This window comes from Leptolyngbya sp. FACHB-1624 (assembly GCF_047649235.1).
GTDB classification, from domain to species: Bacteria; Cyanobacteriota; Cyanobacteriia; order Leptolyngbyales; family Leptolyngbyaceae; genus Leptolyngbya; species Leptolyngbya boryana.
The window spans coordinates 4266416-4279614 of the sequence record NZ_CP180258.1 but is presented as its reverse complement, the minus strand read 5'-3'; the positions used below and the strand labels follow the sequence as shown (position 1 = coordinate 4279614).

The 13199-nt window shown below is 47.0% G+C and carries 13 protein-coding genes; 6 read left to right on the top strand and 7 right to left on the bottom strand.

The features are described 5' to 3' along the window. Window positions 1-33: 33 nt before the first annotated feature. The gene (locus tag ACMUEV_RS20320) at window positions 34-909 is read left to right on the top strand and encodes a helix-turn-helix domain-containing protein (protein ID WP_190651690.1); all 876 of its coding nucleotides are present in this window, start codon (window positions 34-36) and stop codon (window positions 907-909) included. 58 nt (window positions 910-967) lie between these two features. Here the strand turns inward: ACMUEV_RS20320 and ACMUEV_RS20315 are convergent, their stop codons facing one another. Beyond that, window positions 968-1450, bottom strand: a complete 483-nt coding sequence (locus ACMUEV_RS20315) for a DUF1772 domain-containing protein (protein ID WP_190651728.1) — start codon at window positions 1448-1450, stop codon at window positions 968-970. A 59-nt stretch (window positions 1451-1509) separates the two neighbouring features. Further along, the gene (locus ACMUEV_RS20310; protein ID WP_242044463.1) at window positions 1510-2763 is read right to left on the bottom strand and encodes an RNA polymerase sigma factor; all 1254 of its coding nucleotides are present in this window, start codon (window positions 2761-2763) and stop codon (window positions 1510-1512) included. Between the two features lie 161 nt (window positions 2764-2924). On the opposite strand from ACMUEV_RS20310, the gene ACMUEV_RS20305 reads away from it, so the two are divergent. The 4 genes from ACMUEV_RS20305 to ACMUEV_RS20290 all read left to right on the top strand — a co-directional run bounded on the left by ACMUEV_RS20305 (window position 2925) and on the right by ACMUEV_RS20290 (window position 5056). Beyond that, window positions 2925-3278, top strand: coding sequence for a YciI family protein (locus ACMUEV_RS20305; RefSeq protein WP_190651692.1), 354 nt, complete (start codon window positions 2925-2927; stop codon window positions 3276-3278). 14 nt (window positions 3279-3292) lie between these two features. Further along, window positions 3293-3817, top strand: a complete 525-nt coding sequence (locus tag ACMUEV_RS20300) for a VOC family protein (protein WP_190651694.1) — start codon at window positions 3293-3295, stop codon at window positions 3815-3817. A gap of 52 nt (window positions 3818-3869) precedes the next feature. Beyond that, window positions 3870-4301, top strand: coding sequence for a YciI family protein (locus tag ACMUEV_RS20295; protein WP_190651696.1), 432 nt, complete (start codon window positions 3870-3872; stop codon window positions 4299-4301). A 239-nt stretch (window positions 4302-4540) separates the two neighbouring features. Then, the gene (locus ACMUEV_RS20290; RefSeq protein ID WP_190651698.1) at window positions 4541-5056 is read left to right on the top strand and encodes a DUF1579 domain-containing protein; all 516 of its coding nucleotides are present in this window, start codon (window positions 4541-4543) and stop codon (window positions 5054-5056) included. A 65-nt stretch (window positions 5057-5121) separates the two neighbouring features. Here ACMUEV_RS20290 and ACMUEV_RS20285 read toward each other — a convergent pair whose 3' ends face one another. The 3 genes from ACMUEV_RS20285 to ACMUEV_RS20275 all read right to left on the bottom strand — a co-directional run bounded on the left by ACMUEV_RS20285 (window position 5122) and on the right by ACMUEV_RS20275 (window position 7523). After that, window positions 5122-5670, bottom strand: coding sequence for a hypothetical protein (locus ACMUEV_RS20285; protein WP_190651699.1), 549 nt, complete (start codon window positions 5668-5670; stop codon window positions 5122-5124). Between the two features lie 240 nt (window positions 5671-5910). After that, window positions 5911-6501: a hypothetical protein gene (locus tag ACMUEV_RS20280; protein ID WP_199329523.1), complete on the bottom strand. Its 591-nt coding sequence runs from the start codon at window positions 6499-6501 to the stop codon at window positions 5911-5913. A 455-nt stretch (window positions 6502-6956) separates the two neighbouring features. Further along, complete coding sequence (locus tag ACMUEV_RS20275; protein ID WP_199329525.1) at window positions 6957-7523, bottom strand: DNA sulfur modification protein DndB; 567 nt, start codon at window positions 7521-7523, stop codon at window positions 6957-6959. A gap of 140 nt (window positions 7524-7663) precedes the next feature. Between ACMUEV_RS20275 and ACMUEV_RS20270 the strand changes: the two genes are divergently transcribed. Next, window positions 7664-8779, top strand: coding sequence for a hypothetical protein (locus tag ACMUEV_RS20270; protein WP_190651701.1), 1116 nt, complete (start codon window positions 7664-7666; stop codon window positions 8777-8779). Window positions 8780-8804: 25 nt separating this feature from the next. On the opposite strand, the gene ACMUEV_RS20265 is transcribed toward ACMUEV_RS20270, so the two are convergent. Continuing rightward, window positions 8805-10571 carry an SWIM zinc finger family protein gene (locus tag ACMUEV_RS20265; protein ID WP_190651703.1) on the bottom strand — a complete coding sequence of 589 codons (1767 nt, stop codon included), beginning with the start codon at window positions 10569-10571 and terminating at the stop codon, window positions 8805-8807. 51 nt (window positions 10572-10622) lie between these two features. Beyond that, window positions 10623-13199, bottom strand: coding sequence for an NACHT domain-containing protein (locus ACMUEV_RS20260; protein WP_190651705.1), 2577 nt, complete (start codon window positions 13197-13199; stop codon window positions 10623-10625).

The following is a 13199-nucleotide window of genomic DNA, read 5'->3' as shown; positions in this document are numbered from 1 at the left end:
GTAATCAAGCTCATTGTTCTCGCGAGGTTTGTTATGCTCCAACGCACAGTTGATTCTGAATCCTACCTCGGTTCATTTGGAACACTGCTCAAGCACTGGCGCACCCAGCGTGGGTTTAGTCAGCTTGATCTCGCTGTTACGAGTCAAGTTTCTCAACGTCACATCAGTTTTCTCGAATCGGGACGAGCTAAACCCAGTCGAGAAATGGTGCTGCAATTAGCCACCGTGTTAGAAATTCCGCTCAGACAGCAAAATCTGATGCTGACTGCCGCCGGATTTGCGCCGATTCATGCCGAAACAGATCTTTCAGCACCTGAAATGTCATCGGTGCGTAAAGCGATCGACTTCATGCTCCGGCAGCAAGAACCGTATCCAGCGTTTGTTGTCGATCGCTACTGGAACCTTTTACTGACGAACACTGCGGCTAGTCGCCTGCTCGCTGCTTTCATTGATCCGAGCCAACTCCACACTCATTTCTATCGGGATGGGAACATCAATTTGATGCGCGTCATGTTTGACTTGCGAGGGGTTCGTCCGTTTGTCGTGAACTGGCAAGAGGTTGCAGAGCATTTGCTACAACGTCTTCATCGAGAGGCGATGGTCGAAGGAGAAAGCGAACGGTCTACTGCCTTGTTGAATGAGTTAATGAGCTATCCGGGAGTTTCTGAGCTTTGGCAGACTTCCAATCAATTAGCACAACATACATTGCTGCTCACCACTCACTTCAAGCGAGAGGCGCTGGAATTACAGTTTTTCTCGACGATCGCAACTTTGGGAACTCCTTACGACATTACGCTTCAGGAATTGCGAATCGAATGTTTGTTTCCCGCAGATGACATGACTGAGCACCATTGGAAAGCGATGAACTCTAAAGATGGGATGTGTGCGCTTGAATCGCCAACGCGGTGAAGCGACGCAGTTTAATTTTCTCTGTAAGTGCATGGCTAAAAGGGAACTGCTACTAACGCTATTTACCGAGTGCGATCGTAAACAATAAAGTTGAGATCAGTGCAGCGACCGTTCGCACATGATTCCAGAGTGTCCAGTTCGTCAGGTACTTAGACCATAGTGTTGCACCTTCAGGACTACCAGGTTTGACGCTTGCTAACGCATCGTTTAACGGTACATTGAATGCGATCGTCACTCCAATTGCCCCAATTAGATACAGCAAACTGCCGATGAGCAAGTCGGTAGAATTAGGCTGCTCCGATTTTAACAATGCAAAGACTGCTAGAAAGAGGCAAACCACAGCCGTTCCAAATAGTGCCAGCATAAACAACGGATTAATTGCTGTGATATTGATCGATTGCATGGCAGCAATCCCCTGCGCAGGTTCGATTCGCGCCAGTGCAGGCATTACGAAAGTCGAGAAGGCAAAGAAAACTCCAGCGACTAGCCCACTGCCGATTGCAGCGATCAATGTTAGGGTTACGAGAGTATTGTTAAACATAATTAAGACGAGAAAGAGGCTTGTTTTGGGATAAGTTCGAGCCAAAAATGATTGATGCGTTAGCACTGAACTTCATGCAGCCGACGCTCCAGGAAGCGACGCTCACTGTCGTTGGTGACGATCTCAAGCGCACGGGTATAACTCTGGGCAGCGGTTTCAAAGTTGCCGATTCGTCGCGACAAATCAGCACGGGCAGCATGAAACAGGTGATAGCTGTCAAGCTCGGCGGTAAGTTGATCGAGAAGTGCGATCGCGACTTCAGCTCCCTCAACCATCGCGATCGCAACCGCTCGATTCAAAGACACGATCGGAGACGGGTATAAGCGCTCCATCACCCCATAAAGCTGAACAATCTGTGCCCAGTCGGTATCTTCAGCTCGTGTAGCTTGGCAATGGAGGGCAGCGATCGCAGCTTGAATTGCAAAAGCTCCCGTTCCACCCCACAGCGCCTCTTCAACCAACGGCAACGCTTCCGCAATTTGCGTCTGATTCCAACGGCGACGATCCTGATCTTCGAGCAGCACTAAATCGCCCTGCTCATCCAGACGGGCATCACGCCGCGAGTCGTGCAATAACATCAGTGCCAAGAGTGCTGTGACTTCTGACGGCGGTTGCGGTGACAGTAACGTTCTGACTAATCGACCGAGCCGGATCGCTTCCGCACACAAATCGGCTCTGATCATGGCTTCCCCACAAGTTGCGGCGTACCCTTCGTTAAAGATGAGATAGATGACGCTCAACACTGCGTCGAGGCGAGGTGGAAGATCGCTCGTTTCTGGCACTTTGTAGGGAATGCCCGCATCTCGGATTTTGCGCTTAGCACGAACTAATCGTTGCGCCATTGTTGGAGTCGGCACGAGAAAGGCGCGGGCAATTTCGTCTGTCTCCAGTCCACCAAGCATTCGGAGCGTCAGCGCGACTTGAGTTTCGATTGCGAGTGCCGGATGACAGCAGGTAAAGATAAGTCTTAATTGATCGTCTGGAATTTCATCGTTCTCATATTTTGGTTCCTCACTCGACGGAATTAATCCAGAAGCAGCATACCATTCCAGTTTTTCGCTCATCCGAGTTCTACGTCGGAGGCGATCGATCGCTTTATATCGTGCCGTCCGAATGATCCAAGCACGGGGAAGATCCGGAATTCCCGACTGCCACTGATTGACTGCCGCCGCAAATGCTTCCTGCGCTGCCTCTTCCGCAATGTCAAAATCTCCGACCAGCCGAATCAGAATGGCGATAATCCTTCCCCATTCAGACCGATAAACGGAGTCGATTGCTTGACTGACCTCTGCTGCTGATTTTGGAGTTGCCATCGCTGACCTCAGAATTTTTTTAGCAAATCTGTCGATTTGAGAAATTCCCATTCGACTCATTGATAAAGGAGGAGTTCGATCGTACTGGATGAAAAAAAGTTTTGGCAACGTGTCGATCTGAGCCAACGTCATTCGACTCATAAACACAAGGAGGCAATCCCATGAAATATGTGCTGCTGATCTACATGGAAGAAACTGCCATGACCCAAGCGGAGCGCGAACAGTGTTATGGCAAATCCGCCCAACTCGCGCAAGACCTACACTCTAAAGGGCAATTTCTCGCGACGGCTCCACTTCACTCAGTCGCGACGGCAACCAGTATCCGAGTCCGGGAAGGGAAATCCCTCGTCACCGATGGACCGTTTGCGGAAACCCGTGAGCAACTCGGTGGATTTTTCTTGATCGACGCTGCGAACTTGGATGAGGCAATTGCGATCGCAACCCAAATCCCAGGCGCAAAAGTTGGCACCGTTGAAATCCGTCCTGTCATTGAAGTGGCAGGATTGCCCACGTAGTAAAGAGAATTCTTATGCTAAACAATCACAACATCACGCCTTGTTTATGGTTTGATGATCAAGCCGAAGCCGCCGCTCAGTTTTATACCTCAATTTTTCGCAATTCCAAGATTGTCCATATCAGCTGCTACGGAGAAGCTGGACAGGAAATTCACGACAAACCCGCCGGAACCGTTATGACCGTGAGCTTTGAACTAGATGGTCAGCCGTTTACAGCCCTGAATGGGGGGCCGACCTTCAAATTTAACGAGGCAATTTCCTTCCAAATCTTTTGCAATAGCCAAGAGGAAGTAGACGATTACTGGCGAAAACTGTCTGCGGGTGGCGATGAAACCGCCCAACAGTGCGGCTGGCTCAAAGACCAGTATGGGGTTTCGTGGCAAATTATTCCTCGCATTCTGATCGAGTTGCTCAATCACCCCGATGCAGCGCTTAGCGCAAAGCGCAACTCCGAAGGAACCGCTCAAAACGTTACCACTGCCATGCTGCAAATGAAGAAGATCGACATTGATCAACTCAAGCAGGTCGCTGCTGGTTAGTCATTAGCGCACCAGTAATCCAACTCAAAACCACTCAACGGGAGATTTCACAATGAAAGTAATGGTTATCGTCAAAGCAACCCAAGACTCAGAAGCCGGGGTCATGCCGAGCGAACAACTTTTGACTGCAATGGGGCAGTACAACGAAGAATTAGTCAAGGCAGGGATCTTGCTCGCGGGTGATGGGCTGCATCCTAGCTCAAAAGGAATGAGAGTTCACTTTTCAGGAAGCGATCGCACTGTCATCCAAGGACCCTTCACTTCAACACAGGAGCTAATTGCAGGGTACTGGCTGTGGCAGGTGAACTCGATCGAAGAAGCTATTTCCTGGGTGAAGCGCTGCCCCAACCCAATGCCAGGAGAATCCGAGATTGAGGTTCGCCCCGTCTTTGAGGCAGAGGATTTTGGTGAAGCTTTGACATCCGAATTAAGGGAGCAGGAAGATCGCATTCGCACCCAGGTTGAGACGCGACAGCAACAGTAGCTTCATCGCTCCGTCGTGCAAGTCATATGTAACCGAGGCAGAACGAGTTTTTCAGGCTTTATCCGAAAACGGAACGGTCAAGATGCCCTTTGAGCCAACTTTCTGGGCATTTCGATTCGGAATGTTAGTCGATCAATTTGGCATACCGTGGATGATCAACTGCGAGAAAGCGGTTTGATGCGTCAGTTTACAGACCTTCAAGCGAACCGCAATTCACTAACAATAAAGGAGCAAAAGCAATGGGAACAATGCAAACACAACCAGAATCAACCCTGCATTCTGAAGTACAAAAAGAACATCAGTGGCTGCAAAAACTGGTCGGTGAGTGGACGTATGAAACGGAGGTCGCGATGGGAGTCAATCAACCGCCCGAAAAAGCAACGGGAACTGAGACGGTGCGATCCATCGGCGGACTTTGGGTGGTTGCCGAAGGGCAGGGCGAGATGCCAGGGTGTGGGCAGGCGACCACGCTGATGACCCTTGGTTACGATCCACAGCAACAGCGATATGTGTGCACTTGGATCGGGTCAATGATCACCTACCTCTGGCGGTACGATGGCAAACTGGATGCAACTGAAACAATTCTCACGCTCGACTCCGAGGGACCTGCCATGACGGGCGATGGGAAGCTGGCGAAGTACAAAGACGCGATCGCATTCAAAAGCGACGATCACCGTGTGATGACCTCGCAGGTGTTGGGTGATGACGGGCAGTGGCATCACTTCATGACGGCGAATTATTGGCGAACCCGTTAGCAGCAAGCCCGTTGCATCGGTAGATCTGAGGGACAGCCATATCTATCTTTGATTCAGCCTCAGATCTACTGTCTCACTGCTATTTTTACTAAAATAGGAAGTATCACCTCGGGAAGTGCGCCCTGCTTGAGATGGTTTTCTAGACTAAATAGCTCAGCAACAGTCCGGGTTAGAAATTGAATTGAAATTTCCGAAACTTCTTGTCGCAGATAGTAGAGCCGCTTGGGATTGCTAATACCGCAACAGTCAGCCAGTTCCGTATCTCTCAGAGGTGTTGCACTTGCTAAGGCACTTTTAACCCAGAGCCAAGTGCGAAACTGAGTGATTAAAGTTGCGGAAAATTGCGGTAGAAGAACTGTCTGAAAGGCGGTCATACCAACACACCGCATCAACAGAATTGTATTTGCTGCTAAATTCCGTCTGCCTAGATCAACATGAGAACTAACCATGCTGATAAAGATATCATTTGCTGATTGTGGCTGGAAAAGATGCGCTGTCGCAAATTTAGCATGGTTAGCAACTGGATCAGCGCGACTAATCTCGAATTCAATCCACAAACGCTTCGAGCCGTCTTCTCGCTCTAATAGGACATCTGCGCGAGGGCGGTAGCCCAAATGATTTTCAAGTTCAAGGGATAAAATGCGGCTCTCAGGGTAACATACCCATCCAGAAGAGGTGCGTCGTGTGAACTCTTGCTGCAAATAGGAAGCGAGTTTGAACTTTTCGGACTTTGCCCTGCTAAGCGCCTGAACTTCTGCCTATTTTATACCTTGTACGGTACCGAGAATAAGCAAATTTTTGCTTGATTAAAAAGGAGCCAAAAGATGGATTTATGTCTTGACCCCTTTCTCTGCTTACTCTTTGCTTTCAGGGGTTTTGTCTTCTGACTTTTCTTCTTCTTTCTTTTTCGATTTACGCGCGAATCGCTGTGCCATTTCTGACATCATCGAATCGAGACTTGCGCCTTGACCACTAACCTTGGCATGACGATAAGCCGTTAGAGCATCCTCATAAATTTCTGATCCGAGCGCGATCGTGGTTGCGTCCACTAAATCCCGGAGTTGAGTCAGTGCCATCAGAATCGTAGACAAGCGATCGAAGGTTGCTAAATCCTGCTGATACTGCTCGATGTCAAAAGAACGAGGTAAAAAGTCAGGACTTTGGAGAATCACCTCAAGGACTTTACCAGCAAAAATGCGGTTTTTGTCACCCATTCCCAGCATTGATCTGCGTTCTTCTGCGGTGAGATCTCTCAACTCAGGAAGTATCTCGCGGATCTGAGTGAGCAACCTTATGATCACATCGCGATCGTTTTGACTCAAAGGTTCAGGTTTAGAAGCATTAGGAGGATTGGACAAAAAAGTAGGAGAAGCGGCTGGGATAGACTGGGCAGAAGTGCTGCTGCCGTTACTTGTACCATTTCCGTTTGTTTTGGGGTTTACCATTTTATCGATAGATGCCAACTGTGCATCCGTGAAACTATGGTCTAATGTTCCCGATTTCGCCTGAGCGATCACATATCAACAGCTAACCTGAGCTTGCAAAGCTGTCTTACTAAGCCTCAAAAACTCACTATCCAAACTGCTGAAGCTAACTCATTGAGCATTAAAAGCTCATCACCTGAGTTTTGAAAGCTAACTCATTGAGCATTGAAAGCTTATCACCTGAGCCTCAAAAACTCACATCCAAACTGCTGAAGCTAACTTATTGAGCATTAAAAGCTCATCACCTGAGTTTTGAAAGCTAACTCATTGAGTATTGGAAGCTCATCATCTGAGTATTTAAGGCTGATTTCTTGAGCATCAGGAGCCAATCTATTGAGCGTTGAAAGTTCAGATTTTCCAATCGTAGAAGAAGAGTTTTAGGAGGTTTGGCGATCGTAATGTTCTACAGGAGATGTTCAACCGATTTGGGTTACGCCTCGTTCTCGCCAGAGTGGTTCTTCTCGTCGCCAGTTGATGTCTTTCAATCTAGAAAGTCGCTTGAACAAATCCTCGATTGGGACTCCTTCGGTATACAGATCGCGCGCTATCAACCCTAGTGCTTGAATTGCAACACCTGTTACGGTTAAATCTTCCTGTCTTTGGCGATCGCGTTCCTTCTTACTCACCACTTTCCAGGGATCATTGGGCAAAGCGAGAGCAGCAGCAATCCAGAACGCTGTCGCCCAATCACTTCGAGCCTCAAGGTCTTTCTTTGAGCGCAAATTTGGATACATATGCTGTGTCGCAGTCACTAATGTCGAGAATGTCATCAATTTGGGATTATGTGTCCCTAGTCCGTTTTCGACCATTTCCACATTGTTCCGAAATTGGGGAACGCGATCGAGCAGATGTTTGGCAATCAAAACTAAGGGAGAGCGTTGATCAAACGTGTATGCTAAGGACACGCTGGGGCGCTGCATCAGTAAGTTTTGATCGCGGAACACCTGTCGTTCCTGCTCTAAAGATAGTCCAGCATAGATCAATGCCCCTCATTCTAAAGGCAAACTTGGCAGCTAAATGAGCTGTAGCAGTACAATTGTCTCTACCGAGACACCTAAAAAAGTTCAGCGAGACAGCCCTGGAGCGTTAGGGTAGAAGGAGATGACTTGGTTCAGTTCAAGTTATGAGCGAATATCAGTACTATGAATTTCAAGCTCTGGATCGTCCGTTAACCGCTGCGGAGCGATCGCAGATCCAAAAATTGTCCAGTCGCGTCAATCTCACTTCGACACGGGCAAGTTTTGTCTACAACTACGCCAACTTTCCAGGCGATCCCAAAAAAGTGCTGACTCAGTACTTTGATGTCATGTTCTACATCGCGAATTGGGGCAGTTGGCAACTGATTTGGCGCTTTCCGAAGTCGCTGATTGATCCTGCTGTGTTTCAGCCTTACTGTATCCCTTACGTTATCTCGGTTTCGACCACTTCTCAGTGGGTCATTCTCGACATTGATATCAACGATGAAGCGAGCGATTGGGTGGACGGAGAGGGCTGGTTGTCCCAACTTGTGCCCTTACGATCGACGTTATTACAGGGCGATATGCGCTTGCTTTACCTGGCTTGGCTACGCGCAACGAATTCAGTTGAGATTGATCTTAAGGATGACCCGATCGAACCTCCGGTTCCATCCAATCTACACAAGCTATCCGCGCCGCTTCAGGCATTCATTGAACTCGTTGGACTTGATCCAGATTTAGTCACGGCTGCGGCTCAGGCAAGCTCCACCCAAAAATCGGCGGCAGAACCTCTGCTCGAAACTTGGATCTCTTCGCTCTCGGAGGCTGAGCAGCGAGAATTCCTGATCAAGTTTGCTCGACAAGAACCGCATACTGATTTGCAGTTCATTCAACGCCTGAAAGAATTGGCGAAATCCTCCAGTTCAGGTCAGACCGCTCCAGTGGGTCAGCGTCGATTATCAGAGTTGACAGAAATTGCTGTCAAATTGAGATCGCAGCGAGAGCAGAAAGAACGAGATGCTGCTCATAAAAAACGACTCAAAGAGCTAGAAATCCTTGCGCCTAAAGAAGTCGAAACGTGGAAGAAAGTGTGGGAATTAGTTGCGCTGAAACGAGTCAAGCCGTATGACGATGCCATTAAATTACTCATCGATTTGCGAGATTTAGCGAATCATCAAGGACGCTCAACCGAGTTTACTCAACAGGTGCAGCAACTTCAGGCGGAGTATGCAAATCTGACAGGTTTTACGTCGCGTCTCAAGCAAGCTAGATTGAGCAAATAGTGATCAAAAAGCTTTGCCTTGACAATCAACTAACAGAAGCTAGCAGTCCTATCAGCTTGCGTTTCTTGCCATGTACTAGCCCTAAGTGATTGCGGTAAGTTCGCCATTCTGATTGGCGATTAGATGTGATGTAAGCGGCTTTTGCACGTTTCAACCATTCGATCGCAGTAGCATATTTATCGCTCTTTCCAGCATTCATAATCTCGTCTGCATTCCGAGTCGCAGTTTCTATCACCCAATCCGGTCGATGATCAAGGACAGCATCCATGACCTGATAGACCCACTCAATTTTGTAAATGTAGCGTTTGTTGACTGTTGAGATCGCCTCATCCAGCAAGTTCTCATGTAGGAAAATGTTGACCCTCGCCTCATCATTGCCCCATTCATTCGATTGGCGCAATGCGTCGAGCAGAATGGGTTTCACTCGATTCCATGCTTTGCCTGCGAGGAGTTGAGATCGCTGATACAAACTGAAAGACGGACGTACCGAGAATGCCGTTTGATAAGCGCGAAGTGCGATCTCAGAATTGTTCAACCCTTCAGCAAACTCTCCAGTCCAGATCGCAAAGTCATATAGCCCGCTGCCTGAATAGCCTAATCCTTGTTCAGCAATCTCCAATGCTTCCGCTAAGTGATTCGACTCTCGCAGCGTTTTTGCTAAGGCAGAGGCTTCGTCGATCGTAGATAGCTCTGTTCTTGCAAGTGCTACAGCGTTTTCGATGTCACTGGATTCTGCTAATCGAGTGAGATATTGCTGAGTCAGTCCTGTCACTCGCGCTAGATTGAGGTACTCTGATCCCCGATCTTGTCGATCGAGGATTTGGAGCCGAATCAAAGCTAAGGCTCGTGTAAAATCGGGGCGTTCCTCTAGCCAGAATTCTGCTTCGGAGATTGTTCCCGCTAACATTGCTTGTAAGGTTGGATCAGTCCATCCCTGTTCGAGTGCGGCGAGACTCATGCTAAAGTCATCACTCAGTTCATCTTGCCAACCCATTAGCATTCCCTGGATGTCTGTGATTTGGGCGGCATCCAGTTCTGCGGATAGGATCGCTTCTGTCCAGGCTGAATTCAACTCATCATTGATGCCATAGACCTCACCGCCATACTCATTCAGTTCGTCCCATTCCTGGCTATAGCTTTGGGTGATGGCTTCGAGAATGGCGATCGCACTTTCTCCATCGCCATTCTCGGAAAACGATCGCGCTTGATCAACCAACTCCAAAAGTTCTTCCCCAAACGGATCATCCTCGCAGCCATCCTCTAATTCTCGGATTCCCTCTCGAAGAATCTGCCGCACTTGTCGCCGGAAGGGTGTGACATCGATCGGGCTACGACGAGGTTTGCGGGCTGATTTCGTAGGAGTTGGATGAGTCGTCAAATTGACGTGCCGATCTACAAGTTCAATTAACTCTGGTTGCTCTGCCACCATCTCTTGCACTAGGCGTTGAGTTTGAACCGGATTTAAGCGATCGAGCAAGTGCACCAAAGTTGGACGCACTTCGATTTGATCCGGTAGCCGATTGCAAGTCAGTAAAGTCGCGACGATGTGCTTACACCACCCGCCGTATTCGTAAGGACAAGTGCAATGAGCAGCAGTCACCCCTCCAGCATCAAACTCAACTGTCACGCGGTAAGGTTTGACTTCTGTGCCTTCGACTTCGGCTTGCAACATTGTGCCGCGCTGCACTACATCCACGACTGAGCCAGCGCGATCGTACTCTTTGCCTCGGCTAAACGAATTCTCCGTTGAATTTTGCCGAATCACGCCTTCAGAAATCGATGGGAACTGCATAAAACACACGTTGAGCATCTGCTTTCAGCCTATCAGAACTGTGGGAAAGCTTCACTCTACGTTCAATATGTTTTTTGCGCTCATGATTTTGAGCGTTTCAGCTTCTCCAATTTTCTGCACAAGAATTAGACCAGCGTTGTACTTGATAAGTGCTGAAGGATGATCTAGAGCGTCCTTCAGCATTTGTATAGAAAGCTCAATGTGTTTAACGCGCTCCCATTTTGGGATGGCAGGCACTCTAGGAAGCTTACCGAAAATCGTGTTATTGATCTTGATTTCAGGATCATCAAGATGAGTTTGTCCTAAAAGTGTCTTTGCTTCTGCTGCTAATTTTTGAGGATCAAGCTCCATTGCAATGCTCGCACCCCTAAGCACAGCATCTACAGCCTCTAAATCTTGACTTAGACCCAAACCTGCCCATGCATGAGAAGGAGCTTCCCACCAGTTCATCCCTTGGAAAAGAACACCTAAATAGATAAATTCCTGTGACTGCTGTGCTATTGAAGCATCATTAGCTATGCGAAGAATTGCCTCTAGAAATACCTGCTCAGATCTCTTTACCTGTTGCCAAACTTGTTGTGGAGACTGATGTTTAATCTCTAAAGTTTTAATGTCTTTGAAGGGTGATTTGAAATAATATTCAAATTCTACTCTAGACCACTCTTTAAGATCATCTTCTCTTTTTGATGCCAGCAAATCTTCCCAAATTTGCGCTAAATTTCTATAATTTTCAATAGATAATTGTCCTTGCGAATGAACTTTTACAATCCGCTGAGCAGTTTCAAGAGTTGGCTTGTACTTCACTAAAAATCTAAAACCCTCAAGTAGAATTGGAATTGAAAAGTTCTCATCAGGAATTCGAGATGAGACTTCTAATATAAGTGCTTCAGATTTATTCCGCTCTGACATCACTTTAGATTTTGCAATGTTTTGCTCAGTATTGGAAATAATAATATCTATCTGTTCTTCCAATGTGGGTATATAAACATATTGATCACCACAAGCAAGAGCAAGCCTCATCGCAGTTCGTTGTGTTCGCGTTTCAGGATATTTACAGAGAGATTGCGCGGAGCTACCAATTAAAATTGGGAATTGTGAAGTTAAAGAAAGCAAAATTTCAGCCACCTCGAAAATGGAGGATGAGGGACACTCTAGTTTTTGTGCTAGTCGATTAATAACTTCTTCTATTAACTTAGTAGACGGATTGACAGCTTTTTCCAGTGCCATTGCAGCTAACAAAATTTCTGTTGAGCTAGCTATGTCTTGACTATCTAGTTCTAGTAGATGCCGAAGAATTGCTTCCGTCTCGTCCAATTGAGCAGCAAACAATATTGTCTCTTGCCATGCAGGATTTTGTCTGACCTCTACTATCCATTGATAGAGTTTCTCTGGCTCCATCTCTGAAGCATAGCGCCCTGCGGCATACTCGTTGATTGTGCGATGGATGAATGCAATTGAATCAACACAGCCAATTCTGATACGCTCAAAGATGCGCCGCTGCTCCCAGAATCTTATTCCATCTTCCGCTTGATTTTGCGCGTGCAGTGAACTTATGCCTAACTCACTTGCTAATTGTTTTCCTACAGCGTGTCTAAGCTCACTTTCAGAACAGGTAGGGCTATATAGCAATTTCCATCCTGCTATCTCAAGAATACGCTTCGCAGTTGATTCCCTAAGAGTGATTGTTTCTCTATCCTGTAAAGGACGTTTATAAGCAAGTTCGATAATCTTCCCATAGAGTTCTGCACGATTCTGAATTGATTCTGCTTGTGGCTGAAAGATTTGAATTAAAAATCCTAGTAACAAAGGATTCTTTGCTGCAAGTGACAAGGTTCCGTTGGTCTCAAGCCAACTCTTAAATTCCTTTTCATTCGATGGGTCACCCAACAATCGATTAGCAAATATAAGAATTTCTGAAGATTGTAAAGGTAGTAGATTTAGAGATTGCCAGTCAGGAAAAAGCTCTGGCTCATAGCCGAATCGCGTCGTTACAATAATTCTAGTTGTAGAGTGTCCACTTGCCCAAAATCTTAGTTTCTCCGCTATGTTCGCTCGATCGTCTTCACACTCATCTAGTCCATCAGCGAATAAATAATCAGGGTTACTGAGTGCAAACTGTGCTTGCTCTTTGCTGAGGGAAGAGGTGCTAATCGCATCTTGCAGAATTGCGTCATCAAACGAACTACAAATAGACAGTATTTTACGGACGGATGGAAGTCGAACTCTCAGAACTATTTTTCCAGCACCAGACAAACGATGTGATAGATACTTGATCAAAGTACTTTTGCCGCTACCTGGTTCACCTGTCACGACACTCAGTGGATAAAGCTCCGGGATATACTTTGCCTCAAAAGATTCCTGTTTTTCACCATGCTGTTTTGTCTGCAATGAGAGCCAATCTTCTACTATTGAAAGGTTTTCTTGAATTCCTGGGACAATTAGAGAGGATGTAATTCCTTTAAGCCAGTTTCTATACTTTTCGACTATAGTAGCTCGCTCTTGTGTAAGTGGGACAGAACTAATAGGTTCAGTAACTCCCAAAAACGCTTCACTCCATATAGAGCCAAAATGAGTTTCAAGAATACGACAAGCGGCTTTTTGTGGAAGATTCCTTACTTTTTGAGACAC